Genomic DNA, 25,298 nt, shown 5'->3' with positions numbered 1-25,298 from the left:
CATCATTCCCTTAACGGCCCATGCGGATAATGCCGTCTTCATGGACGAATGTCAGCGCGCCATCTTCTGCCCACCAACGCAGGAGACGACCATGAGCGACACGCTGTCCCATTACCGGCTGCTCGGCCGGTCCGGCCTGCGGATCTCGCCGCTCGCCCTCGGCGCCATGACCTTCGGCACCGACTGGGGCTGGGGCGCGGACGAGCCGGAGGCGCGCCGGATCTTCGACACCTATGTCGACCGTGGCGGCAACTTCATCGACACCGCCAACCAGTACACCGACGGCAGCTCCGAGCGGCTGGTCGGCAGGTTCGCGGCCGACCTGCGCGACCGGCTGGTGCTCGCCACCAAATACACGCTGCCGCTGCGGCCCGGCGACCCGAACTCCGGCGGCAACCACCGCAAGAGCCTGGTCCGCTCGGTCGAGAGCAGCCTGCAGCGGATGCAGACCGACTATATCGACCTGCTGTACCTGCACGCTTGGGACTTCACGACCCCGGTCGAGGAGATCCTGCGCGCCATGGACGATGTGGTCCGGGCCGGCAAGGTGCTGTATGTCGCGATCTCCGACGCGCCGGCCTGGCAGGTGGCGCGGATGCAGACCATCGCCGATCTGCGCGGCTGGTCGCCGCTGATCGCGCTGCAGATCGAATACAGCCTGATCGAGCGGACTGTGGAGCGCGACCTGATCCCGATGGCGCGCGAGCTCGGCCTCGGCGTCATCCCGTGGTCGCCGCTGGCCAGCGGCGTGCTGACCGGCAAGTACGGCCGTGCCGATCTCGACATCGGCGGCGGCACGGCGGCGGCCGCGGGCACGCGCAAGAACGTCGCCGCCGCCAACGGCGCGCTGACCGAGCGCACTCTTGCCATCGCCGAGGAGGTCAAGGCGGTGGCGGCCGAGATCGGCAAGACCCCGGCGCAGGTGGCCTTGGCCTGGACCCTGCTGAACCCGGCCGTGACCGCGCCGATCATCGGTGCGCGGACGGCGGAGCAGCTCGAGGACAATCTCGGCGCGCTCGACGTCGTGCTCTCGAACGAGCAGCGGGCGCGGCTGGAGGCGGCGAGCGCCGTCGAGCCCGGCTTCCCGCACGAGTTCCTGGCCCGGCCGCTGACCCGCGCCGTGATGTTCGGCGACGTCCGGATCGCTCCGCGGGGGTAGGCGCACGCGGGCGTCAGCCGTCGCGCACGGCGGCTTGACCTGCGGCGCCCGCGCCGACTTGGCCCGAGCAGGACCCACACCGTCATGGCAAGCGAAGCGTGGCCATCCAGTCTCGCAGCTGGTGCAGGCGCAACCATGCTGGATGGCCACGCCCCTGCGGGGCTCGCCATGACGGTTCCTGGCAAAAGAGATTGGGCGGGATGTCGAGAGACTCGCCGCCGCCGGTGCGGCGAGTGCCTGGCGGCAAGCTCATCCGGTTAGATAATGTCCGGCGTCGCCTCCGGGCTGGTCAATTTGCCCAACAAATAGTATAGCTGAGAGTGAAAATATTACCGGCACCAGCGACTGGATAAGCCGGAAACATCATTGGGGGAGGACCATTACGATGCGGACGCTTCTGGCAGGAGCGAGCGCGCTTGCGCTTCTGACCGCTTTCGGCGGGACTGCGGCGGCCCAGACCGGCATGCTGGACAAGGCCGTGGGCGGCTACACCTTCGACCAGGCGTCGAAGGAAGGCCCGGACACCAAGAACTTCAACAACAAGGATGGCAAGCTGACCTTCGCCATCGTCACCCACACCGCCGGCAACGGCTTTTTCGACCCGACCTATGTCGGCGCCAAGGTCGCGGCCGGCATGATCGGTGCCAACCTGCTGATGCTCGGCTCCGAGGCGCCGGTGGACGACATCCCGCGCGAGCTCGAGATCCTCAACCAGATCGTGCAGGACCCGACCATCGACGGCGTGATCATGACCACGCCGCAGGCCGGTGCCTATGACGACCTGGTGAAAAAGCTCGAATCCAAGGGCATCCCGGTCGCCACCACCAACAGCTTCGACGCCACGATCTACAACCGCAGCGGCATCAGCCACACCGGCCAGGATTCCTCGGCCGCCGGCATCGGCGGCGAGGCGATGGCGAAATGCGTCCTCGACTCCGGCGCCAAGGGCGGCAGCATCCTGTTCCCGAGCACCACCACGCTCGGCAATGTCGAGGTCAACAACCGCGTCACCGCGGCCTTCGAGGCGACGGTGAGGACGCTGGAGGCCGCCGGGCGCCTGAAGGACTTCCAGATCGATGCCGGGCCGACCAATATCGGCATCGATGTCGACCAGAACAACGTGACCGGCTCGGTGGTCAGCCTGATCGAAAGCCGCGGCGACGTCGTCGGCATCATGGGCAACAACGCCTTCGTCACCCCGGCGATCGGCGATGCCGTGGGCCAGCTCAAGATCGGCGACAAGATCTGCAGCTACGGCTTCGACCTCGGGCCGAAGCAGCTGGAGCAGATCAAGAACGGCAATCTCGACGGCGCGCTCGGCCAGCAGCCGTTCCTGCAGGGCTTCTGGCCGGTGATGCAGCTGTACCTGCAGATCGACCGGGGCGTCGCCGCCGCCGATCTCGACACCAAGGCCCAGCTGGTGACCAACAGCAACGTCGGCAACGTCGGCAAGCGCTTCGAAAACTGAAAAACCGAGAGCCCGTTCGAGAATGCGCTGGCGTGAGTCGGCTGGTGGTGGCTTCGAGAACCGGAGCGCAGCGGACGTTTGTTTCGTGAGCACCGGAAGCGGAGAAGACGCCGCCAGACGGCCGCGCCAGTAGCATTGTCGGACGGGCTCTGAGCCGACGAGGGATCATGGCAACCACGACCGCGCCCGAACCGGCACGGCCAACACGCTTCGGTGGCTTCGCCTATGGCTGGGAGGTCGGGCTGCTCCTGGTCATGGCGGCGCTCTATTTCGCCGGCACCCAGGCCAATCCCCGCTTCTTCGGCGACCTGACGGCGCTGCACAGCGTGCTGCGCGACGCCTCCCGCTTCGGCGTGATGGCCGTGGGCATGACATTCGTCATCGTCAACAAGGACCTCGACCTGTCGGTCGGGTCGACGACGGCGATCGTCGCCGTGCTGTTCTCGATCCTGTTAGCGCCGACCCATTACGATTTCGGCATCGGCGTCGCGATCGGCGCCAGCGTCGTCCTCGGGCTGCTGATCGGGCTGTTGAACGGCGCGCTGGTCACGGTGCTGCGGGTGCCCGCCTTCATCGCCACGCTCACCATGCTGTTCATCGGCCGCGGCTTCGTGCTCGGGCTGACCGGCGGCAAGAACATCGCCTATGAGGTCAAGGCGCGCGATTTCGGGATCTTCGCCCTGGGCGAGACCAACGGCTTCGGCTTCAACAACCAGATCCTGATCTTCCTGGTGGTGGCCATCGTCGGCGGCGTCCTGCTGGCCTTCACCCGCTGGGGCTACGAGACCTATGCCGTCGGCGGCAACGCGACGGCTTCGGACTATGCCGGCATCAGCAGCCGGCGGGTGCGGATCCGCGGCTTCGTGCTGTCGAGCCTGTGCGCGACGCTGGCCGGGCTGATGACCGTGTTCCAGGACAAGGGCGTCAACAGCGGCTACGGCGTCGGCCACGAGCTGATCGTGATCTCGGCGGTGGTCGTCGGCGGCGCCAGCATCCTCGGCGGCCGCGGCCGGATCCTCGGCTCCTGCATGGGCGCCCTGCTGATCGTGCTGATCGACAAGGTGCTGCGCGAGGGCATTCCGATCGAGCGCATCGTCAAGGTCGGCAAGAGCGAGATGGTGGTGCAGGCGATGGCCGCGCTGCCGCCGGGCGCGGTGCCGGTCTTCCTCGGTCTGATCCTGCTCGCCGCGGTGCTGATCGAGCCGTGGATCTTCCGCCGCAAGGTGATTCCGCGGCTGTGGGCCCGGCTGCGCCATCGGCCCCTGCCGATGCCGGAGGTGGAGACGGTCGCGGTCGAGACCGTGCAGACCCATGGCTCGGCCATGGCGGCGCAGGAGATCCACGCCCGCGGGCTGATGTGGTTCCTGACTCAGCGCGAGGCGGCTGCCGTGATCTTCATGGTCCTGCTCTGGGCGCTCGGCATGTATCTGCGGCCGGATTTCTGGGGCAGCCTCGACAACAGCTTCAACCTGCTGCTCGCCTTCACCGAGATCGGGATCATGGCGATCGGCATGACCTATGTCATCGCCAATGGCGACATCGACCTGTCGGTCGGCGCGGTGCTGGCGCTGTCGGGCGCGACCGCGGCCTTCCTGATGAAGTTCCTGGGGGTGGACCCGGCGCTGGCCGCCCTGACCGCCTTCTGCGCCGGGACCCTCGCGGGCGTGATCAACGGCCTGCTGACCACCAAGGCGCGGCTGCCGGCCTTCGTCGCCACGCTCGGCATGTTCTACATCGCCCGCGGCCTGGCCGCCTGGTTCGTCGCCGGCCGCCAGCTCAGCCAGTTCCCGGAGAGCTACAACCTGATCGGCCGCAAGCTGATCGAGATCCTGCGCTATTTCGGCCTCGATCCCGCGCCCGGCAGCGTCTGGTCGGCCGTGGCCAGCGCGGTCAGCACCCAGTCGATCCTGCTGATCATCCTCGCCATCGTCGCCGGCGTTGTGCTGTCGAAGACCGTGATCGGCTACAAGGTGCTGGCCACCGGCGGCAACCGCCGCGCCGCCGACTATGCCGGCATCAACACCGACCGGGTGCGCTTCGGCAGCCTGGTGTTCAGCGCGATGTGCGCGTCGCTGGCCGGCATCGTCTACATCGCCTATTACCGCAGCTTCAACCCGTCGGCCGGGCAGCTGCGCGAGCTCGACGTCATCGCCGCCGTGATCATCGGCGGCGGCAGCATCTTCGGCGGCTTCGGCACTATCCTGGGCGCGCTGGCGGGGGCCGCCGTCATCACCCTGATCCGGGCGCTGCTGTCGCTGCAGATCTTCCTGCCCGGCGGGGAGTCGATGGTGATGCCGCAGCACTGGATCAACGTCTTCATCGGGCTGATCCTGATCGTCGCCGTGCTCGGCGACATCTGGCTGCGCCAGGAAGGCCTGCTGCAGCGGCTGTTCCGGCGGCTGCGTCCGCGAAGGGAGCGAACGGCATGACAGGCACCCCGATCGTCGAGATGCGGCGGATCAACAAGAGCTTCGGCGCCATCCGCGCGCTGACGGATGTGCATCTGCGGCTGATGGCGGGAGAGATCCTGGGCCTGGTCGGCGACAACTCGGCCGGCAAGTCGACGCTGATGAAGATCCTGACCGGCGCCTATCAGCGCGATTCCGGCGACATCCTGGTGGCGGGCGAGGAGATGCATTTCCGCGGCCCGCACGATTCGCGCGACCGCGGCATCGAGATGATCTACCAGGACTTCGCGCTGTGCGGGAACATGGATGTCGCCGCCAACGTCTTCCTCGGCCGCTGGCCGACCAGGGGCTGGTTCGTCGACCGCCGGCGGATGGAGGCGGAGGCCGGCGACGTGATGCGCCGCCTGAAGGTCGACATCAACCATGTTCGCCAGCGGGTCGAGAGCCTGTCGGGCGGCCGCCAGCAATCGGTCGCGATCGCCCGCGCGATCAGCTTCGACCCGAAGGTGCTGATCCTCGACGAGCCGACCGCCAATCTGTCGGTCCCGGCCACCGAGCGCCTGCTCGAGACCATGGACGAGCTGCGGCGGCATGGGGTGGCGCAGATCATCATCAGCCACCGCCTGACCGACATCTTCGAGATCGGCGACCGCATCATGGTGCTCAAGCGCGGCCGCAATGTCGGCGAGCGGCTGATCAAGTCGACGAACGAGAAAGAGGTGCTGGAGCTGATCGTCCAGGGAGAGCCGGAGACCGCTCAATCCTGAGGACGGCTCAGGCCGCCGCGCGACGCCCGAGCCAGAGGTCGAGGTCGGCCAGGGCCCGCTCGCTGTACAGGCTCTTGCGGTCGCGGCCCTTGACCTTCTTCTGGCCGGGCTGGCGCTCGGGGATCTCCGGCGGCGGGAACAGGCCGAAATTGACGTTCATCGGCTGGAAGGTCTCGGCCTCGCCGCCGCCGGTGATGTGGCTCAAGAGGGCGCCCAGCGCGGTGGTCACGGGTGGCGGCACGATGGCCTGGCCCAGCCGCTCCGCCGCCGCCATGCGGCCGGCGAGCAGTCCGATCGCGGCGCTCTCGACATAGCCCTCGACGCCGGTGACCTGGCCGGCGAAGCGCAGCCGCGGCATCGCCTTCAGCCGCAGCGCCGGGTCCAGCACCCGCGGGCTGTTGATGAAAGTGTTGCGGTGCAGCCCGCCCAGGCGCGCGAATTCGGCGTCCTGCAGGCCGGGGATCATGCGGAACACCCGCACCTGCTCGGCATATTTCATCTTGGTCTGGAAGCCGACCATGTTGAACAGCGTGCCCAGCGCGTTGTCCTGGCGCAGCTGGACCACGGCCCAGGGCCGGCGGTCGCTGTGCGGGTTGGTCAGGCCGACCGGCTTCATCGGGCCGAAGCGCAGCGTCTCCGGTCCGCGCTCGGCCATCACCTCGATCGGCAGGCAGCCGTCGAAATAGGGCGTGTCCTTCTCCCAGTCCTTGAACTCGGTCTTCGGCGCGGCCAGCAGCTCGGCAATGAAGGCCTCGTACTCCTCCTTCGACATCGGACAGTTGATGTAGTCCTTGCCGGTGCCGCCGGGGCCGGGCTTGTCGTAGCGCGACTGGAACCAGGCGGTGCCGAAGTCGATCGACTCGCGATGGATGATCGGCGCGATGGCGTCGAAGAAGGCCAGCTCGGCCTCGCCGGTCAGGCCGCGCACCGCCTCGGCCAGGGAAGGGGAGGTGAGGGGGCCGGTGGCGACGATGACGCTGTCCCAGGCCTCGGGCGGCAGGCCGGCGACCTCGCCGCGCTCGACCGTCACCAGCGGGTGGTTCGCCAGCTCGGCGGTGACGCCGGCGGAGAAACCGTCGCGGTCGACCGCCAGGGCGCCGCCGGCCGGCACCTTGTGGGCGTCGGCATGGCGCAGGATCAGCGACCCGCAGCGCCGCATCTCCTCATGCAGAAGGCCGACGGCATTGTGCATCGCGTCGTCGGAGCGGAAGGAGTTGGAGCAGACCAGCTCGGCGAAGCCGTCGGTGTGGTGCGCCTCGGTGCCGCGCACCGGGCGCATCTCGTGCAGCACCACCGGCACCCCGGCCGCGACCAGCTGCCAGGCCGCTTCGCTGCCGGCGAGGCCGGCGCCGATGACATGGACGGGTGTGCTCATCAACCGATCTCCTGCGAAGGGCGTGACTGATACGCCGATCGTTCCGTCCAGGCAACGGGCCATGACTCGGATCGGGCCGCCTTTGTCATGCCATGCTCCTGCATGTATGTAGAAGCTATGCGCATGGACGGGGAGGGGCATCGCATGGCGTCGGGATGGGCCTGGATGCTGGCGGCAGTGGCGCTGGCGTTTCCGCTCACGGCCGCGGCGCAGGACGCGCCGGCGGGCGGCACCAACAACTCCTGCATCTTCGCCCATGACGGCGAATGCGACGAGGCCAACGGCACCTGCGCCGCCGGCACCGACAGCGCCGACTGCCGGCCGGAGGCCGTGGCCGACCCGGCGAACTCCTGCCGCTTCGCCTTCGACCAGCGCTGCGATGAGCCGGGCAAGGGCTCCGGCCTGTGCGCCGCCGGCAGCGACACGGCGGACTGCGCCGCGGCCGCGGCGCCGCAAACGCCGGTCCAGACGGTGCCGTCGCAGGGACCCGGCGACGACAGCTGCCCCTTCTCCCGCGACAATGAATGCGACGAGCCGGTCGTCGGCTCGGGGGCCTGCGCGGTCGGCACCGACACCAGCGACTGCAAGGCCAAGGGCGGCGGCTCGCCGGCCCCGGCCACACCTGCCGCGCCCCCGGTGCCGGCCGGACCGGACAGTTGCCCCTTCGCCCGCGACGGCGAATGCGACGAGCCGGGAACCGGCTCCGGCGCCTGCGCCGCCGGGACGGACGGCACCGACTGCAAGGCCACTCCCGCGGCGCCGGCCGCGCCGTCCTCCGCCGCGCCGTCCTCCGGAGGCGACGACAGCTGCCAGTTCGCCCATGACGGCGAATGCGACGATCCGGGCCGAGGCACCGGCCTGTGCACCGCCGGGACCGACGCCACCGACTGCTCGGCCGCGGGCTCCGATTCTCCCGCAGCGGGCAAGGGAGGTGCCGAGGCCTGCCCCTTTATCGGCGACGGCGAGTGCGACGAGCCGGGCAAGGGATCTGGCCTGTGCGTCGCCGGCAGCGATGCGGAGGATTGCCGGGGGAAGTGATCGGTCAGGCCGGTTCGCAACGGGCTGCGGCCTTCTGGACGGTGGCGGCCGAAGTGCCGGCGCGGCACAGTCCGGCGCCACCCCGAACCGAGACGGATTTCATGCCCAAGCTCATCGACATCTCGATCCCGCTCGAGAACGACGTTCCGGCCGACCCGCCGTTCCAGAAGGTCGCGATCACCTATCGCGGCCATGACGAGACGGCGCGCGAGGTCGCCTTCGTATTCCCGGGCCTGCGGCCGGACCAGTTGCCGGAAGGCAAGGGCTGGGCGGAGGAGCGGGTGGCGATCTCGACCCACAACGGCACCCATCTCGACGCGCCCTGGCACTATCACCCGACGATGGATGGCGGGAAGCGCGCGATCACCATCGACGAGGTGCCGCTGGAATGGTGCTTCCAGCCCGGCGTGAAGCTGGACTTCCGGCACCTGCCCGACGGCCACATCGTCACCCCGGCCGAGATCGATGCCGAGCTGGAGCGGGTCGGCCACAGGCTGAAGCCGCTGGAGATCGTGCTGATCAACACCAGCGCCGGCGCCCGCTACGGCCAGGCCGACTATGTCGACCGCGGCTGCGGCATGGGCCACGACGCGACGCTGCACCTGCTGCGCCAGGGCGTGCGCGTGACCGGCACCGACGGCTGGAGCTGGGATGCGCCGTTCAGCCACACGGCGCGTCGGTTCAAGGAGACCGGCGACGCCGCGCTGATCTGGGAGGGCCACAAGGCTGGCCGCGACATCGGCTATTGCCACCTGGAGAAGCTGCACAACCTCGAAGCGCTGCCGGCCACTGGATTCACCGTCAGCTGCTTCCCGGTGAAGATCCGCGCCGCCTCGGCCGGCTGGACCCGGGCGGTGGCGATTTTGCCGGACTGAGGCGATGCCCGGCGGCGCCGGCGTCAGGCCTGCGCCGCCACGAAGTCCCGGAACCAGCGCTGCGCCGGATGAGCCTCGTTCCGGCGATGCCAGGACAGAGCGAACGGGATCGCGGGAAGATCGAGCGGCGGCGGCATCATCTGCAGCGCGTCGGCCAGACCCGAGGCTTCGACCACGCCCTGCATCAGCGTCGCGATCAGATCCGATCGCGCCACCACCGCCGGCGCCGCATACATCTGCGGCAGGGTCAGGCCCAGCCGGCGCGTGAGGCCGCGTTTCGCCAGAGCGGCGTCGACCGTGCCGAACTGCTCGTTCTCGGGCGAGACCAAGAGGTGCGACAGCGCCAGGAAACCGTCGAGATCGAGCGGCCGTCCCGCCGCAGGGTGGTCTCGGCGCAGCACGCAGACGAAGCGTTCCTCGAACAAGGGGCGGGACAGGATGCGGCCGGTGGAGGGCACCGGCACGCCGATCGTCATATCCGCCGCCCCGGAATCGAGCATGCCGACGGCATCGTCCCGCGCCGTGAAACCGCGCACCCGCAGCAGAATGCCGGGTGCTGCCGCCTGGATCGCCGGCAGCAGGCGCGGCAGCAGGCATAACGCTGGGTGCTCCGACAAACCGAGAGTGACGGTCGCCGCCGAGGAGGCCGCGTCGAAATCCTGGGTGAAGGCCAGCGTCTGCTGGATCTGCGCCAAGGCGGCGGATAAGGGCTCGGCCAGGTCCAGCGCCCGCGGTGTCGGCTGCAGCCCATCCGGACCCCGCACGAACAGCTCGTCCCGCAACAGGGCGCGCAGCCGCGCCAGCGCGGCGCTCATCGCCGGCTGGCTCCTGCCGATCCGGGCGCCGGCGCGGGTGACGCTGCGCTCGGCCATCAGCGCGTCGAAGGCGACCAGCAGGTTCAGGTCGATGCCGTGAAGATCCATGCTGTGGATGATGATACATATCAAACATCGATTTCAAACATGTCGATCCCACTCTCATCTTCTGTCGGCCGGGCCATTCCCGGCCAATCGAATGCCAGAGTGGAAACAAGATGAACCAGCATCAGACCGGTTCGGCGGCGGGGCTGACCGCGGCGGAGCGGCGCGCGATCGAGACCTTGTACCGCGCCTTCGCCGATCATGACCCCGACCTGCTGGACGCCGCCGTCACGGCCGATTGGCAGGACATCCCGCCGGCGCCCGGCCAGGAGCCGGGGCCCGACGGGCTCAAGCCGATGATCCGGGCCTTCCTGCAGGCCTTTCCGGATCTCGACGTGTCGATCGAGGACATTTTCGGCCAGGACGGCCGGGCCGGGGTGCGGGCGCAGATTACGGGAACCCATCGCGGCGAATGGTTCGGCATCGCGCCGACCGGCCGGCGGGTGACGGTGGCGCTGCACGACTTCCATCACTTCCGGGACGGCCGGATCAGCCATACCTGGCATCTCGAGGACTGGTTCGGGATGCTGCAGCAGGTCGGCGCTTGGCCGCCGGCGGCGTCCGAGGCGGAGGCCGGGCGATGAAGGCGGCCCGCATCCATGCCTATGGCGGTCTCTCCGGCGTCGTAGTCGACGATGTGCCGGTGCCGGAGGTCGGGCCCGACGAGGTGCTGATCCGGGTGACGGGGGCCAGCCTGAATCCGTTGGACCTGAAGCTGATCGGCGGCGGGCTGGACGCTTATTTCCCGCTGGCCTTCCCCTACACGCTGGGCAGCGACCTTGCGGGCACGGTCGAACGGGCCGGACCGCTCGCGGCGCGGTGGCAGCCGGGAGACGCGGTGATCGCCCGGCCGGATCCGGTGCGCGGCGGCGCCTTCGCCGAATTCGCCGTCGTGCCCGCGACGCAGATCGCGGCCGCGCCGGTCGCCCTGCCCGCGGCGGCGGCCGCGGGCCTTCCGACAACCGCCGGCACGGCCTGGCAGGCGCTGTTCGAAGCCGCTCGCCTGATCGCGGGCCAGACGGTTCTGGTGCACGCCGGCGCGGGCGGAGTCGGCAGCGCCGCCGTGCAACTGGCGCGGGTGGCGGGCGCCAGGGTCGTCGCCACCGCGTCGGCAGGCAAGGCGGAGCTGGTGCGACGGCTGGGGGCGGACCAGGTGATCGACTATCGGCGCGAGGACTTCACAGCGGCGATCCGCGATGTCGATGTCGTGCTCGACACCGTCGGCGGCGAGATCCAGCAGCGCTCCTTCGCCGTGCTGCGGCCGGGCGGGGTGCTGGCCAGCATCGTGTCGCCACCGGACGAGGGGTTGGCAAAAGCGCATGGCGTCGCCGCGGCCTTCGTGTTCCATCGGACCGACGCGACACGGTTCGCCCTGGCCGCAGCGCTGTGCGACGCGGGATCGCTGACCGTGGTGGTTGACCGGGAGCTGCCGCTCACGGCGCTGGGGGCGGCGCTCGACCACCTTGCCGCCGGCCACGCTTGCGGGAAGGTGCTGCTGCGGCCAGCCTGACCGGAGCTATCCCGGCAGCAGGCTGCGCATCGCCGTGGCGGTCGCGATCGCCGCGGCGACATCCTCGTCGTCGTCACCGTCCTCGACATGCCAGAGGGCGGAGAGGACGGCCTGGGCGAAGGACCAGCGCAGGATGCGCGCCTCGGGCAGGCCCAGTGTCTCGGCGAGGATCCGCACCCGGCGGGCGATGTGTCCGGGATCGTTGTACAGGTCTTCGGCGCCGCCGGGATTGCGCAGGCTGGCGCCGGTCTCATAGGCCAGCTCGCCGATCACGCCCTTCGGATCGATCACAAGCCAGCCGCGGTCGCCGCCATCCAGCACGTTCTCGTGGTGCAGGTCGCCATGCAGCAGGAAGCGCCGGCCCTGGCTGACGCAGAGGTCCGTGAACTCGGCCTCGGCGCGGTCCAGCAGGGCCGGCGGGATCTCGGGGTGCGGCGCGCCGGCGCGGTAGCGGGCGAAGGCGCGGCCCCAATCCTCCACCGTCGGCCAAGGCCCCGGCGGCGGGTCGTCCCGGTGCAGATCCGCCATCACGCCGCACAGGATGCGGACGGCCTCGTCGTCGCGGCCGGCCAGCACGGTCTCGGTCAGCTCCGTCCCCGGCAGCGCCCGCTCCAGCAGCACGGCGTTCTGCTCGTGCCCCAGCACCCGGACGGCGCTGCGGCCCTGGTAGTGGGCCAGCATCGTAGGCCCGAGGGCCTCGTCGCTGTTCGGCTTCAGCACCTTCAGCACCGCCCGCCGGTCGCCGCGGCGGACGAAGGCGAGATGGGCGCCGTTGCGCTCCATCGCCTTGCCGTCGGGCTCCAGGTCCCAGCGGTCGAGCCACAGCTCGATCGGGGACAGGGCGCTGCTCACGGCGTCCAGGCCAGCATCGCTTCCAGCACCCGGCGCAGCACCGCCTGCAGTGGCTTGGCCCGGTCCGCCTGATAGGTGAAGGGTGGGTCCTCGTCCATGTAGTGGCGCTGCGCCAGCTCCATCTGCAGCGCGTGCACGTTCCGCTCCGGCTGGCCGTAGTGGCGGGTGATGACGCCGCCCTTGAACCGGCCGTCGACGACATGGGTGAAGCCCTCGGCCGTGCGGCAGATCTCCGCGATCCGCTCCTTCAGGGCCGGCGCGGCCGTGGTGCCGCCGTTGCTGCCGAGGTTGAGGTCGGGCAGCAGCCCGTCGAACAGCCGCGGCACCACCGACCGGATCGAATGCGCGTCATACAGCAGGGCGTAGCCATGCTGCGCCTTGATCCGCCCCAGCTCGGCCGCCAGCGCGGCGTGATAGGGCTTCCACACCGTCTCCACCCGCTCGGCGATCTCGGCCGCGTCCGGTTCCTCGCCCGGCCGGTACAGCGGCCTGCCGTCGAAGTCGATGGTCGAGCACAGGCCGGTGGTGGCCTGGCCGGGATACAGGCTCTGGTCGTCCGCAGGGCGGTTCAGGTCGATGACGTAGCGCGACTGCGCCGCCTGGATGATGCTGACGCCCAGCCCCTCGGCGAAGTCGTACAGCCGGTCGAGGTGCCAGTCGGTGTCGCGCAGCAGTTGCCCTTCCGACGTCAGCCTGGCCCGGATTGCATCCGGCACGCCGGTGCCGACATGCGGGATGCTCAGCAGCAGGGGCGCGATGCCCCGGCGCAGGTGGAAAGCCTCCATCACGCGGCCTCCTTCGCGGCGCTCGGCAGCAGCCCGGCGGCATAGGCCAGGAAGGTACCGGCCTGGACCAGCCCCTTCGCTGCCTCGATGTCGGGGGCGAAGAAGCGGTCCTCATCCCATTTCCGCACCTTGGCGCGGAGGATGGCCATCGCCGCCTCGATCGGCTCGGCGCTGCGCAGCGGGCGGTGGAAGTCGATGCCCTGCGCCGCGGCCAGCAGCTCGACGCCGACGATCACCGCGGTGTTCTCGGCCATGTCGCCCAGGCGCCGGGCGGCATGGGTCGCCATCGACACATGGTCCTCCTGGTTGGCCGAGGTCGGCAGGCTGTCGACCGAGCTCGGATGCGCCAGGCTCTTGTTCTCGCTGGCCAAAGCGGCCGCGGTGACATGGGCGATCATGAAGCCGGAATTGACGCCCGGATCGGACACCAGGAACGGCGGCAGGCCCGAGAGGTTGGAGTCGGTCAGCAGTGCGATCCGCCGCTCCGACATCGCGCCGATCTCGGCGATCGCCAGGGCCAGGTTGTCGGCGGCGAAGGCCACCGGCTCGGCATGGAAGTTGCCGCCGGAGATGACGTCGCCGGTCTCCGGGAACACCAGCGGGTTGTCGGAGACGGCGTTGGCCTCGATCTCCAGCACCTTCGCAGCGTGGCGGATCTGGTCGAGGCAGGCGCCCATCACCTGCGGCTGGCAGCGCAGGGAGTAGGGGTCCTGCACCCGGTCGTCGTTCTCGACATGCGAGGCGCGGATGGCGCTGTGCTCCAGCAGGCCGCGCAGCGTCGCCGCCACCTCGATCTGGCCCGGCTGGCCGCGCCATTCGTGGATGCGGGCGTCGAAGGGCGTGTCGGAGGCGCGGGCGGCATCGACCGACATGGCGCCGGCGACCAGGCCGGCGGCGAACACCTCCTCCGCCGCGGACAGGCCGAACAGGGCCAGGGCGGTGGAGACCTGGGTGCCGTTCAGCAGGGCCAGCCCTTCCTTCGGTGCCAGGGTCAGCGGCGTGAGGCCGATCTGGCGCAGCGCGTCGGCGGCCGGCCAGCGCTTGCCCTTGAGCCGGATCTCGCCTTCGCCGAGCAGCGCCGCCGAGAGATGGGCGAGGGGGGCGAGGTCGCCCGAGGCGCCGACCGAGCCCTTGGCCGGGATGCAGGGATAGGCGCGGGCGTCGAGCAGCGCCTGCAGCGCCTCGATCACCACCCAGCGCACGCCCGACCGGCCTCGGGCCAAGCCGTTCAGCTTGAGTGCCAGGATCAGCCGGACGACGGAATCGTCCAGCAGCGGGCCGGTGCCGGTGGCGTGCGACAGCACCAGGTTGGTCTGCAGCTGCTCCAGCCGGTCGGTCGGGATCCGGGTCTGGGCCAGCTTGCCGAAGCCGGTGTTGATTCCGTAGGCGGTGCGGTTCTCGTCGACGATCGCGGCGACGGTGGCGGCGCCGGCCTCGATCTCCGGCCGGCAGGCGGGGTCGAGGCGCACGGCGGCGTCGGTGCGGGCGATGGCGCGGAGCTGCGGCAGCGTCAGGCGGCCGGCGGTGAAATTGATGTCGGCCATGTCAGTAGAGATGATTCCGGTAGGAGTTTTCGAGCCGGGTGTCGGTCTCGGCGGTGTCGAGGCCCTTGATCTGGTCGGCCAGGATCTTGCCCAGCGTCGGGAAGCTGCCGCGCTCGATCTGCACCGCCGGGTCCCACAGGCGGGACCGGATCAGCGCCTTGCCGCAGTGGAAGTACAACTGGTCGACCGTGACCCGCAGGGCCGAGGTCGGGACCTTGCCGTCGACCGCCATCGGCTGCAGCACCGCCGGGTCGGTGGTGATCGTGGCGCCGCCATTGACCCGCAGCGTCTCGTTGACGCCGGGGACGAAGAACACCAGCCCGACCTTCGGGTTCGCGACCACGTTCGACAGGCTGTCGCACAGGTTGTTGCCGCGCCGGTCGGGGATCAGCAGCGTGGTCTCGTCGGCCACCGTGACGAAGCCTGGGGCGTCGCCGCGAGGCGAGGCGTCGGCGCTGCCATCCGCCCCCGCCGTGGCGATCACCAGGAAGGGCGACAGGCCGATGAAGGCGCGGGCGTGCCGGTCGATCCGGTGCAGGATCTTGTTCTGCACCAGCCCGCTCGGCTCCGGGTAGCGGCTGCGCAGCTCGGCCTGGTCCCGGACGAGGTCGTCGTGGTGAAGGCTCCCGTCATCCATGCGTATCCTCCAGCATCGGCAGCTTCATGCCCTGTTCGCGGGCACAGTCGCGGGCGATGTCGTAGCCCGCATCGGCATGCCGCATGACGCCGGTTCCCGGGTCGTTGGTCAACACCCGCTCCAGCCGCCGCGACGCCTCTGCCGTGCCGTCGGCGACGATCACCATGCCGGCGTGCTGGCTGTAGCCCATGCCGACGCCGCCGCCATGGTGCAGGCTGACCCAGGTGGCGCCCGAGGCGGTGTTCAGCAAAGCGTTCAGCAGCGGCCAATCGGACACGGCGTCCGACCCGTCCTGCATCGCCTCGGTCTCGCGGTTCGGGCTGGCGACCGAGCCGGAGTCGAGGTGGTCGCGGCCGATCACGATCGGCGCCTTCAGCTCGCCCTTGGCCACCATCTCGTTGAAGGCGAGGCCCAGGCGGTGGCGCTGGCCGAGGCCGACCCAGCAGATCCGCGCCGGCAGGCCCTGGAAGGCGATGCGCTCGCGCGCCATGTCCAGCCAGTTGTGCAGGTGGGCGTCGTCCGGGATCAGCTCCTTCACCCGCTGGTCGGTCCTGTAGATGTCCTCCGGGTCGCCGGACAGGGCGGCCCAGCGGAACGGGCCGATGCCGCGGCAGAACAGCGGGCGGATATAGGCCGGGACGAAGCCCGGGAAGTCGAAGGCGTTGTCGACGCCGACATCCTGCGCCATCTGGCGGATGTTGTTGCCGTAGTCCAGCGTCGGGATGCCCATGGCGTGGAAGTCCAGCATCGCCCGGACATGCGCCGCCATGCTCTCCTTCGCCGCACGGACCACGCCCTCGGGGTCGGTCAGGCGGCGGGACTCGGCCTCGGCCCATGTCCAGCCCGCTGGCAGGTAGCCGTTCAGCGGGTCATGCGCCGAGGTCTGGTCGGTCACCGCGTCCGGTCGCCAGGCCGGGTCGGACTTGGCGCGGCGTACGATCTCCGGGAAGATCTCCGCGGCGTTGCCCAGCAGGCCGACCGAGACGGCACGGCCCCGGGCCTTCGCCTCGTTCACGATCGCCATCGCCTCGTCCAGCGTGTCGGCCTTGCGGTCGACATAACGGGTGGCGAGGCGGCGCTCGATCCGGCTGGCCTGGCATTCGACCGCGATCATCGAGGCGCCGGCCATGGTCGCGGCCAGCGGCTGCGCCCCGCCCATGCCGCCCAGCCCGCCGGTCAGGACCCAGCGGCCCTTCAGGTCGCCGCCATAGTGCTGGCGGCCGACCTCGGCGAAGGTCTCGTAAGTGCCCTGGACGATGCCCTGGCTGCCGATATAGATCCAGGAGCCGGCCGTCATCTGGCCGTACATCATCAGGCCCTTGGCCTCGAGCTCGCGGAAATGCTCCCAGGTCGCCCAGTGCGGCACCAGGTTGGAATTGGCGATCAGCACCCGCGGCGCGTCGGTGTGGGTGCGGAAGATGCCGACCGGCTTGCCGGACTGGACCAGCAGTGTCTCGTCCGGCGCCAGATCTTTCAAGCTGCGGACGATGGTGTCGAAGGACTGCCAGTCGCGGGCCGCCTTGCCGATGCCGCCATAGACCACCAGCTCGTCCGGATTCTCGGCCACGTCGGGGTCGAGGTTGTTCATCAGCATCCGCATCGCGGCCTCGGTCTGCCAGGTGCGGCAGCTCAGCTCCGGCCCGTGCGGCGCCCGGATGACGCGGCGGTTGGTGGCGGTCGTCACGGCAAGGCCTCCCTCTAAACAGCGCTGGCGTCGAATTGGTATAGGGTTGTATATACAAGCTGTGATGGCCCGGCAAGGGCCAGAAAGGACGCCGGCGCAATCGTGATGGACCCCCAGCCTCTGGCGCTGCTGCTCGGCGAGCCGCAGCCGCTGTACCGCCGCGTGAAGGCGATGATCCTGCGCTCGATCGAGACCGGGGAGTGGCCGGAGAACGGGCGGGTGCCGTCGGAGAACGAGCTGGTGAAGTCGCTCGGCATCAGCCGGATGACGATCCACCGGGCGCTGCGCGAGCTGACCGAGGCCGGGGTGCTGGTGCGGGTGCAGGGCGTCGGCACCTTCGTCGCCGGGGCCAAGCCCGAAGCGCCGCTGATGGAGATCCGCAGCATCGCCGACGATGTGCGCGCCCGCGGCCACGCCCACAGCGCGACCGTGGTCCTGCTGCGGCCGGAGCCGGCGACGACGGAGACGGCGGCGCGGCTGGAGGTGCCGGAGGGGGCGGCCATCGCCCATTCGGTCCTGATCCATCACGAGGACCGCGTGCCGATCCTGCTGGAGGACCGGCTGGTGCGGCTCGACATGGCGCCGCATTACCTGGCGCAGGACTTCACCCGGATCACGCCGCATGACTACCTGATGCAGGCGGCGCCGATGCCGGATGGCGAGCATGTGGTCGAGGCGGTGCTGGCCGAGCCGTGGGAGCGCGAGCACCTCAGGATCGGCCGGCACGAGCCGTGCCTGCTGGTGCATCGCCGCACCTGGGCGGCGGGCCGGCTGGTCAGCGTCGCCCGCCTCTTGTTCCCCGGCTCGCGCTACCGCATCGGCGGACGGTTCACGAGCAGGCCCTCTGCCGGCTGACGCCGCCTGATCTCGCGGTCGAGCCGGGCGGCCAGGGCGTCGCCGACCCCGGTCATCGGCAGGCGCAGCTCCGGGCTGTCGATCAGGCCGGTGCGCCACAGCCAGTGCTTGATCGGCGCCGGGCTCGGCTCGGCGAACAAGAGGCGCGGCAGCTCCGACAGGTCGCGCCAGGCGGCGAGGGCGCCCGGCTGGTCGCCGGCCAGCAGCCGGGTGCGGATCGCGGCGAAGGAAGCGGTCTCGACATGGGCCGAGGCCAGGATGCCGCCGTCGGCGCCCTGGGTCAGGGCGGTGTAGAACAGCGCGTCCTCGCCGGTCAACACCGAGAAGCCGGCCGGCCGGTCGCGCAGCAGCTCGAAGGATTGCCGGGCGTCGGCGCAGCAATCCTTGACCCCGACGACGTTGGACCGCTCGGCCAGGCGCAGCATGGCCTCGTTGCCGAGGTTGACGCCGGTCCGGTAGGGGATGTTGTAGATCAGGATCGGCCGGTCCGTGGCGTCGGCCAGGGCGGAGAAGTGGCACTCGAGCCCTTCCTGCGAGGGGCGGACGTAGTAGGGGCAGGCGATCAGATATCCCGCGACCGGCCAGGCGGCGGTGGTGCGGGCGAGCTCCTTGGCCAGCTTGCGGGTGTCGCTGCCGGACAGGCCGAGATAGAGCGGCAGCGCAGCCTCCTCCGCCGCGATCATGACCAGGCGCTGGGTCTCGTCGGTGTCGAGCGTCATCCCTTCGCCGGTGGTGGCGGCGAGGATCAGCCCGTCGACCGGGCCGGCGGCGTAATGCCGGACCAGCCGGCGCAGCGATGCTTCGTCGAGCGCGCCGTCGCGGAATGGGGTGATCAGCGGCAGCCAGAGGCCGGTCGGGGCGGGAAGGGGCATCTTCGTCTCCTGGGGTGCAAGGCCGGAGACGGGGATGGCGCAGAGACGACAAGACCCCGTCCGAACCGGCGGGGTCTGGTGGATCCTGTGGCGCGCGGCGGGTTACCGCGGGCAGTGATCTCCGATCCCCGCGAGCGGGGCTTTTTTGGCTTTCGCGGGGAGGGTGCGGCCGGAGGTCATGGCCGGACAGTCGCCCGCCGCGGCCGGGGCCGTCAAGCGGCGTCTGCCGGGTCCCTCCCATTTGAGGGATGTGCCGCACTCGGTCTTAGGGATACAGTCGGCACAGCCGCTCAACCGATTTTTAGACAAAGACTTTCTATCGATTTGTGGGCCGGATCGTCATCGGCGGGGCGCTGCAGTCGACACACATAGGGAACAGGGGTTTTTCATGGCGAATTTGGTGGTCAATGCAACCAACGGCATCAGCGGTGCCGGGTTCTCGATCGCGGCGATGTCGGCGCTCGATTTCGACAATCCGCAGATCGCAACCTTCACCCCGACCTTCGTCAAGGTGAACTTCGACGACGGGCTGTCGGTCGAGCTCACCGGCAGCGGCTTCGGCTTCGGCCTCGGCGGCGTCACCGGGACGGCGACCAAGCTGGTGCTGCTGCAGGCCGGCAGCCCGGCGGTCACCCTGTCCGGCTTCTCGATCGCGGCCTCGACCGTCTACGACGCGGTGGAGTCGGGTGACTACCAGGGGCTGGCCGCGGTCATGTTCGCCGGCGCCGACACCATGACCGGATCGCAGCAGATCGACACGCTGATCGGTCTCGGCGGCAACGACACCCTCTCCGGCCTCGGCGGCAACGACGTTCTCATCGGCGGCGACGGCAACGACGTCCTCCGCGGCGGCGCCGGGGCGGATACGCTCAACGGCGGCAACGGGACCGACACCGTCAGCTACTACACCAGCGGCATCGGGATCGTGGTCGATCTCTCCACCGGCAACGGCAGCCTCGGCGAGGCCCAGGGCGACGTCTTCACCGGGATCGAGAACGTCTCCGGCAGCCAGAGCTGGGACAGCCTGGTCGGGACCACCGGCGCCAATGTGCTGCAGGGCTGGAACGGCAACGACAGGATCCTCGGCGGCCGTGGCGCGGACACGCTGAGCGGCGGCGCCGGTGCCGACACCTTCTTCTATGCCGGCACGATCCACAGCCTGGTCGGGGCCGGGGCCGACCGGATCACCGATTTCAGCCATGCCCAGGGCGACAAGATCGACCTGGCGCAGATCGACGCCAACACCATCGCCGCCGGCAACCAGGCCTTCAGCTTCATCGGCGCCGGCCTGTACACCGGCGTCGCGGGGCAGCTGCGCTTTTCGGTGGTCGGCGGGGTCACCACCATCGCCGGCGACGTCAATGGCGACAAGGCCAGCGACTTCCACATCCAGCTGACCGGCGCCATCAACCTGGTGTCCGGCGACTTCGTGCTCTAGCACCGGGCGGGCGGCTCCCACGCCCGCAGCCAGGTCTCCATGGGGGCGAGGTCGAACGGGACCTCGCCCTCGCGGCCGATCGGCAGCAGCGGGCGGATCGCCCGCCAGGGATCGCGCAGGCCGAGGCCGAGCCCGTCGACCGGCAGGCCGCGGCGGGCGATCGCCCACACCGCCACCGCGGCCTCCACCGTCACCGCGGTCCAGGCGGCGTCGAGCTGGCGCTCGGTCTCCTCGACCGCGAACGGGGCCATGCCGCCGACATCCTCGACCCCGTCGCAGACCTGGCCGCGATACTGCAGCGCCACCGGCTGGGCGGCGATGCGGGCGGCGGCGACCTTGGCCGCGGCGATGTGGCCGAGATTGAGGAACTGTACCCCGCCGGCCGCGCCGGACTCGGCCGCCAGCCCGGCCGGCAGGCCGCTGAAGGACGGCCATTGCAGCTTGTGCACCCGCTCGCCCGAGGCCTCGACGGCCTTGGCGACGGCGAGGCGCAGCGCGTCGAGCGCCACCGCCAGCAGCGTCGTCTCCATGCTGCCGTGAGAGACCGCGGCGCCGGTGGCGCGGTCGACCAGCGGGTTGTCGGCGACGGCGTTCAGCGCGCCCTCCCACGCCTCCCAGGCCCAGGCCAGGGCGGTGCGGGCGGCGCCGTGGATCTGCGGCGCGCAGCGCAGGCTGAGCGGGTCCTGCAGCAGGCGCGGGGCGCCGGGCTGCCACAGCGCGCTGTCGGCCAGCAGGCGGCGCAGGGCCTGGCCGGAGGCGGCGTGGCCGGCCTGGGGATGGGCGCGCTCCACCGTCTCCGACCAGGCGCCGGGGTTGCCGCGGAAGCCTTCCAGCGCCAGGGCGGCGGCGAGGTCGAGCGCATCGAGCAGCCGCCTGGCCTCGGCCAGGGCCAGGGCGCCGGCGGCGAGGGTGAGGGCGTTGCTGTTGAGCAGCGACATCGCCTCCTTCGCCGCCAGCCCGTCGAGCGGCGGCACGGAGGCGAGCCCGTCCAGCGCCGGCCCGTCCGAGGCGCGGCCGACCAGCGCCAGGGCCAGCTGCGACATCGCGACGATGTCGGAGGCGCCGACCGAGCTGCCGGTGCGGACGTCGGGCGCGACGCCGGCATTGGCGCGGGCCAGCTGCGCCGCGCACAGGGCAGGGCGCACGCCGGACCAGCCGCGGGCCCAGCCGTTCAACTGCACCGCCAGCGCCGCGCGGATCACGGCGGCGGGCGCGCAGCGGCCGGGCGCGCGGGTGGCGTGGCCGGTCAGCACGGCGAGGTTGAAGGCGGCGTCGCGGCGCGGGTCGACGGAAAAATCCTTCTGCGAGCCGAAGCCGGTGGTGATGCCATAGGCCGGCACGCCGGCCTCGACGATGCGGTCGACGATGCCGCGCGCCTCGGCGATGCGGTCCCAGGCGGCGTCGGACAGGGCCAGCCGGGTGGCGCCGGCGGCGAAGCGGGCCAGCGCGACGATGCCGAGGCTGTCGCCGTCGAGGGTCAGGACGGCCGTGTCGGCCGCTGGCATGTGGCTCATGATTCACTCGCTTCGTCTCGATGCGAGAGGTAGGGCAGGGCGGCCCGCCGCGCCGCCAGCCGAACGCCGCCCGCTGTCCCGCCAGCGACAGGGGAGGGCCGAGGGGCCTGCGCTGCCCCCTCACCCGAAATCGCCAGAGCGATTTCGACCTCTCCCCAAGGAGAGGTGAAGGGGCCGCGGCCGGTTTCCCTCTCCTCGGGGAGAGGGAGGGGCCCGTCGCGTTGGCGACGGGAGGGTGAGGGGGCGGGCGCCGGCCCCTCACACCCACACGTCGTTCTGCGCCGTCCTTTCCCCGCCCTCGTGGCCGGTGTTCAGGACGCCGCGGGGCTCGATCAGCATCAGCTTGACCTCGCTTTCGGCGCAGGGCTTGTGCTCGACGCCCTTCGGCACGACGAACATCTCGCCCGGGCCCAGCCGCACGGCGCCGTCGCGGAAGTCGATGCGCAGCGTGCCCTCCAGCACCAGGAAGGCCTCGTCGGTCTCCGCATGGTGGTGCCAGAGGAAGTCGCCCTCGAGGCGGACGATCTTGAACTGCAGCTCGTTCATCTCGGCGACCACGCGCGGCTGCCACTGGTCGGTGAACAGGCTGAACTTCCGGGCCAGGTTGATCGGGGCATAGGGCATCGGGGGCTCCTTTCGAATGGACCGCAGATGTGGCCCGGCCGACCCGCAGGATCTTGTATCGCCGTGCGGCCACAGCCCATCCCTGCGCAACAATCGCTTGGCGTCGCCGCCGGAGATGGCGAGGATGCGCGCCATGGACGCACCGACCCTGACCTATCCCCACCCCACGGCGCCCGAGCCCGGCGTGCCGGTGGAGGTGGCGCCCGGCCTGCTGTGGCTGCGCTTCCCGCTGCCGATGGCGCTGAACCACGTCAACCTTTGGCTGATCGCAGACGACGCCGACGCCGGGGGCGCTCCCGGCTGGCTGCTGGTCGACGCCGGCATCGGCAACGCCGCCTCGCGCGAGATCTGGGACGCCCTCCTGGCCGGGCCGCTGCAGGACAAGCCGATCCGCCGGGTGCTGGTCACCCACATGCACCCCGACCATATCGGCCTGGCCGGCTGGCTGTGCGAGCGCTTCCGGGCGCCGCTGACCATGACGCTGTCGGAATACGCCACGGCCCGCGCCACCTGGTCGGACGACCGGCCCGAGGTGGCGGCCGCGCATGCTGCCTTCTACCGCGCCGCCGGGCTGCCGGCCGAGGCGGCGGAGATGGTGGAGGCGCGCGGCAATGTCTATCGCCGCGGCGTCTCGCCGATCCCGGTCGCCGCCCGCCGCATCCGCGACGGCGACACCCTCGCGATCGGCGGCCGGCCGTGGCGGGTGATCGTGGGCGAGGGCCATTCCAGCGAGATGGCCTGCCTGTACGATGCCGGGCGCGGGATCCTGATCTCGGCCGACCAGGTGCTGCCGAAGATCAGCCCGAACGTGTCGGTCTGGCCGTCGGAGCCCGATGCCGACCCGCTGGCGGATTTCCTGCGCAGCCTGGCCGTGCTGCGGCAGCTGCCGCCGGAGACGCTGGTGCTGCCCTCGCATGGCCTGCCCTTCTTCGGCCTGGTGGAGCGGATCGACTGGCTGGCCGCCCATCACGCGGAGCGGCTGGCCCTGACCCGCGAGGTCTGCCGCCGGCCGGCGACGGTGGCCGAGCTGATGGCGGCGATGTTCCACCGCGCGCTGGACCGGCAGCAGATGATGTTCGCGGTGGGCGAGGCGACGGCCCATCTCAACCGCCTGGTCGCCGCCGGCGAGCTGGCGCGGGAGACCGGGGCGGACGGGGTGTGGAGGTTTCGGCGGGTCTGAGCCGGAAGGCCGACCAGTTTGCTCTGCCCTGCCCATTCATCCTCCCCCTCCCCCCGCGGAAGGGGGTAGGGGAGGGGGTGTCGCCGCCTGAGCCGGCAGCGCGCGTCTGAACCAGTCTTCCCAACAGGACTTCGCGCGCGGACGCGCGCAGCCCCCTCCCCCGGCCCCCTCCCGCAAGGGGAGGGGGAGAGTGGAAGGCTGGGCCGGCTGGTCATCGGCAAAGGTCGGAGGGCGACGGGCAGCGCTCAGCGGCCGCCCGGTTTCAGCTCCCAGGGTGGGCGGTCGAGCCGCTTCTCGGTGAAGAGGTCGATCCAGCCGGGAGGGGTTTTCCGGCTGCCCTTGAAGTAGAAATACCGGCCCGCCTCCGGGCCGGTCTCGGGCCACATTCGCGATTCGGATTCGGGCTCGGGTTCGGGCTCTTCCCCCTCCGCGTCGCGGCCATAGGACCAGTCGGCGCCGGAATAGTCGGGGTTCAGCCAGGCCGGGTCCGGATGGATGCCCATGTCGCGGCAGAGATGGATGACGATCTCCTCGAGCGGATGGTCGGCGAGGGCGAGGGCGGCGTCGATGTCCTCGTCCTCGATCAGCCGCTCCCACAGATCGGCCAGCAGCGCCTCGCCCTTCTCGGCGCCGACCGAGTCGTCGCCGCCGATCGAGCAGGAGACGGCGCGGGCCACCTGGCGGCGGCGCTGCGTCTTCTCCTCGGCCCGGTCGCGGGCCTGGGCGGCGGCCTTCTGCGCCATCTCCTGGCGCTTCTGGGCGAGGTGCAGCTTCAGCGCCAGGGTGCGCCGGACGCCGCGGGCGATGCGGTCGAGCGAGCTCTCCAGGTCCTTGGCCGCGGCGGCGTCGCCGGCCTTGATCGCGGCGAGGGAGGCGGCATGCATGGCCTCGGCGCGCTCCATCGCCATCTCGGCCAGCCGGTCGAGCATGCGCGCCGCCTGCCCGGCATCGGCGGAGGCCGGTGCGGCGGGCTGCGGGCTGGAGTCGGAATGCGCCTTGTCCATAGAACATAGCATGAACGATAACGATCCGCCCGCGCAATGAACATTGTGTTAACCGGAACCGACTTCCTGCGGGATCCGGCGACCGACCCGCAGCAAAGGCTTCTCATTGCGCCCTGCATGGCGTTTTTCGCGATGGGGTTCAGCGACCCGAACCGGTATGTCTATCGCGAGGCCGATGACGACGACATGTTCCAGGCCATCGTCAACGAGCATACGCGGGAGGATGAGCGGCATTCCGCCTGGTTCATCTCCGGCTGCAAGAAGCTCGATTTCAACCAGGCGCTGACCTTCACCGAGGCGATGTGCTTCCTGTGGGGGGGCGCGAGACCATCGGCGTCCGTCGGGCGAGCTACGACTTTTCCGCGCTGCTGCGCTATGCAACGCCGTTCGAGCGCTATGTGGTGCTGGAGGCGCTGGAGGGCCACGGCCATGTGCTGTTCTCCGCCACCTGCCAGGCGGCCGAGGATCTGAGCGCGCGGACCGGCAAGGAGTATGTGTTCTTCGGGCCGCATCACCTGGCGATGGAGACCGGCCACGCCGCCGGCGAAACGGTGGCGCGGCTGCAGGACGAGATCAACCTGTACCAGCCGTCGGCCGAGCAGCAGCAGACGGCGATCGCCCTGGTGGACAAGGTGTACGAGATCTTCACCCGGTATAATGACGACCTGTACGACTATGCCCGGAACCACCGCCTGGACGACCGCCTGATCGCGAAGCTTTATTGAGGGTTTTGGGAGTGCGGTGAGAGTGCACGAATTGGGCCGCCTTCGAACGTGATATGAAGGGACC

General features: G+C 70.4%; 23 protein-coding genes. 12 read left to right on the top strand and 11 right to left on the bottom strand.

The features are described 5' to 3' along the window. Positions 1-91: 91 nt before the first annotated feature. The 4 genes from QFZ27_RS29285 (at position 92) to QFZ27_RS29270 (ending at position 5,802) form a co-directional block, all read left to right on the top strand. The gene (locus tag QFZ27_RS29285) at positions 92-1,159 is read left to right on the top strand and encodes an aldo/keto reductase (RefSeq protein WP_429229980.1); all 1,068 of its coding nucleotides are present in this window, start codon (positions 92-94) and stop codon (positions 1,157-1,159) included. A gap of 385 nt (positions 1,160-1,544) precedes the next feature. Further along, positions 1,545-2,627 (top strand): substrate-binding domain-containing protein, encoded by a 1,083-nt coding sequence (locus QFZ27_RS29280; protein WP_429229979.1) that lies wholly within the window; start codon positions 1,545-1,547, stop codon positions 2,625-2,627. Positions 2,628-2,794: 167 nt separating this feature from the next. Then, positions 2,795-5,056: an ABC transporter permease gene (locus QFZ27_RS29275; protein ID WP_429229978.1), complete on the top strand. Its 2,262-nt coding sequence runs from the start codon at positions 2,795-2,797 to the stop codon at positions 5,054-5,056. Continuing rightward, positions 5,053-5,802: an ATP-binding cassette domain-containing protein gene (locus tag QFZ27_RS29270; RefSeq protein ID WP_429229977.1), complete on the top strand. Its 750-nt coding sequence runs from the start codon at positions 5,053-5,055 to the stop codon at positions 5,800-5,802. The genes QFZ27_RS29275 and QFZ27_RS29270 overlap by 4 nt, the downstream gene beginning before the upstream one ends. A gap of 7 nt (positions 5,803-5,809) precedes the next feature. Here QFZ27_RS29270 and trmFO read toward each other — a convergent pair whose 3' ends face one another. After that, positions 5,810-7,177 (bottom strand): methylenetetrahydrofolate--tRNA-(uracil(54)-C(5))-methyltransferase (FADH(2)-oxidizing) TrmFO, encoded by a 1,368-nt coding sequence (gene trmFO, locus QFZ27_RS29265; RefSeq protein ID WP_429229976.1) that lies wholly within the window; start codon positions 7,175-7,177, stop codon positions 5,810-5,812. 144 nt (positions 7,178-7,321) lie between these two features. Between trmFO and QFZ27_RS29260 the strand changes: the two genes are divergently transcribed. Both QFZ27_RS29260 and QFZ27_RS29255 read left to right on the top strand, forming a co-directional pair. Continuing rightward, on the top strand, positions 7,322-8,215 hold the full coding sequence (locus QFZ27_RS29260) for a hypothetical protein (protein WP_429229975.1): 894 nt from the start codon (positions 7,322-7,324) through the stop codon (positions 8,213-8,215). 101 nt (positions 8,216-8,316) lie between these two features. Next, the gene (locus QFZ27_RS29255; RefSeq protein ID WP_429229974.1) at positions 8,317-9,090 is read left to right on the top strand and encodes a cyclase family protein; all 774 of its coding nucleotides are present in this window, start codon (positions 8,317-8,319) and stop codon (positions 9,088-9,090) included. Between the two features lie 23 nt (positions 9,091-9,113). On the opposite strand, the gene QFZ27_RS29250 is transcribed toward QFZ27_RS29255, so the two are convergent. Beyond that, positions 9,114-10,013, bottom strand: coding sequence for a LysR family transcriptional regulator (locus QFZ27_RS29250; RefSeq protein WP_429229973.1), 900 nt, complete (start codon positions 10,011-10,013; stop codon positions 9,114-9,116). A gap of 110 nt (positions 10,014-10,123) precedes the next feature. On the opposite strand from QFZ27_RS29250, the gene QFZ27_RS29245 reads away from it, so the two are divergent. Together QFZ27_RS29245 and QFZ27_RS29240 are read left to right on the top strand one after the other, a co-directional pair. Beyond that, positions 10,124-10,594 carry an ester cyclase gene (locus QFZ27_RS29245; protein ID WP_429229972.1) on the top strand — a complete coding sequence of 157 codons (471 nt, stop codon included), beginning with the start codon at positions 10,124-10,126 and terminating at the stop codon, positions 10,592-10,594. Further along, entirely contained in the window at positions 10,591-11,520 is a 930-nt protein-coding gene (locus tag QFZ27_RS29240) for an NADP-dependent oxidoreductase (RefSeq protein WP_429229971.1), read from the top strand. The genes QFZ27_RS29245 and QFZ27_RS29240 overlap by 4 nt, the downstream gene beginning before the upstream one ends. Before the next feature lie 6 nt (positions 11,521-11,526). Here the strand turns inward: QFZ27_RS29240 and QFZ27_RS29235 are convergent, their stop codons facing one another. From QFZ27_RS29235 to hutU, 5 genes are read right to left on the bottom strand one after another with little or no spacing between them, the layout of a single operon-like run. Further along, complete coding sequence (locus QFZ27_RS29235) at positions 11,527-12,372, bottom strand: aminoglycoside phosphotransferase family protein (RefSeq protein ID WP_429229970.1); 846 nt, start codon at positions 12,370-12,372, stop codon at positions 11,527-11,529. Then, positions 12,369-13,157, bottom strand: coding sequence for an N-formylglutamate deformylase (gene hutG / locus QFZ27_RS29230; protein ID WP_429229969.1), 789 nt, complete (start codon positions 13,155-13,157; stop codon positions 12,369-12,371). Before hutG ends, QFZ27_RS29235 begins: the two co-directional genes overlap by 4 nt. Continuing rightward, positions 13,157-14,701, bottom strand: coding sequence for a histidine ammonia-lyase (gene hutH, locus QFZ27_RS29225; protein ID WP_429229968.1), 1,545 nt, complete (start codon positions 14,699-14,701; stop codon positions 13,157-13,159). The genes hutG and hutH overlap by 1 nt, the downstream gene beginning before the upstream one ends. A 1-nt stretch (position 14,702) precedes the next feature. Beyond that, a complete protein-coding gene (locus QFZ27_RS29220) occupies positions 14,703-15,338 on the bottom strand; it encodes a pyridoxamine 5'-phosphate oxidase family protein (protein WP_429229967.1) in 636 nt (211 codons plus the stop codon). Next, a complete protein-coding gene (gene hutU, locus QFZ27_RS29215; RefSeq protein ID WP_429229966.1) occupies positions 15,331-17,022 on the bottom strand; it encodes a urocanate hydratase in 1,692 nt (563 codons plus the stop codon). Before hutU ends, QFZ27_RS29220 begins: the two co-directional genes overlap by 8 nt. 105 nt (positions 17,023-17,127) lie before the next feature. Here hutU and hutC point away from each other — a divergent pair, with 105 nt between their 5' ends. Beyond that, entirely contained in the window at positions 17,128-17,877 is a 750-nt protein-coding gene (gene hutC, locus QFZ27_RS29210) for a histidine utilization transcriptional repressor HutC (RefSeq protein ID WP_429229965.1), read from the top strand. Here hutC and QFZ27_RS29205 read toward each other — a convergent pair. Beyond that, the gene (locus tag QFZ27_RS29205; RefSeq protein WP_429229964.1) at positions 17,832-18,749 is read right to left on the bottom strand and encodes a 4-hydroxy-tetrahydrodipicolinate synthase family protein; all 918 of its coding nucleotides are present in this window, start codon (positions 18,747-18,749) and stop codon (positions 17,832-17,834) included. The two genes, hutC and QFZ27_RS29205, sit on opposite strands and share 46 nt — an antisense overlap. Before the next feature lie 388 nt (positions 18,750-19,137). Between QFZ27_RS29205 and QFZ27_RS29200 the strand changes: the two genes are divergently transcribed. Then, a complete protein-coding gene (locus QFZ27_RS29200; protein WP_429229963.1) occupies positions 19,138-20,187 on the top strand; it encodes a calcium-binding protein in 1,050 nt (349 codons plus the stop codon). On the opposite strand, the gene QFZ27_RS29195 is transcribed toward QFZ27_RS29200, so the two are convergent. Next, complete coding sequence (locus QFZ27_RS29195) at positions 20,184-21,701, bottom strand: aromatic amino acid lyase (protein WP_429229962.1); 1,518 nt, start codon at positions 21,699-21,701, stop codon at positions 20,184-20,186. The genes QFZ27_RS29200 and QFZ27_RS29195 overlap by 4 nt on opposite strands. Before the next feature lie 258 nt (positions 21,702-21,959). Beyond that, entirely contained in the window at positions 21,960-22,325 is a 366-nt protein-coding gene (locus QFZ27_RS29190; RefSeq protein ID WP_429229961.1) for a cupin domain-containing protein, read from the bottom strand. A 133-nt stretch (positions 22,326-22,458) separates the two neighbouring features. Between QFZ27_RS29190 and QFZ27_RS29185 the strand changes: the two genes are divergently transcribed. After that, complete coding sequence (locus tag QFZ27_RS29185) at positions 22,459-23,505, top strand: MBL fold metallo-hydrolase (protein WP_429229960.1); 1,047 nt, start codon at positions 22,459-22,461, stop codon at positions 23,503-23,505. A gap of 245 nt (positions 23,506-23,750) precedes the next feature. Here QFZ27_RS29185 and QFZ27_RS29180 read toward each other — a convergent pair whose 3' ends face one another. Continuing rightward, entirely contained in the window at positions 23,751-24,521 is a 771-nt protein-coding gene (locus QFZ27_RS29180; RefSeq protein ID WP_429229959.1) for a hypothetical protein, read from the bottom strand. Positions 24,522-24,811: 290 nt separating this feature from the next. On the opposite strand from QFZ27_RS29180, the gene QFZ27_RS29175 reads away from it, so the two are divergent. Further along, entirely contained in the window at positions 24,812-25,234 is a 423-nt protein-coding gene (locus QFZ27_RS29175; RefSeq protein ID WP_429229958.1) for a hypothetical protein, read from the top strand. The last annotated feature ends 64 nt before the right edge of the window (positions 25,235-25,298 follow it).

The organism is Inquilinus ginsengisoli (assembly GCF_050434925.1).
In the GTDB taxonomy this organism is placed as follows: Bacteria; Pseudomonadota; Alphaproteobacteria; order DSM-16000; family Inquilinaceae; genus Inquilinus; species Inquilinus ginsengisoli_B.
This window is presented reverse-complemented; position numbering and strand designations above follow the sequence as displayed.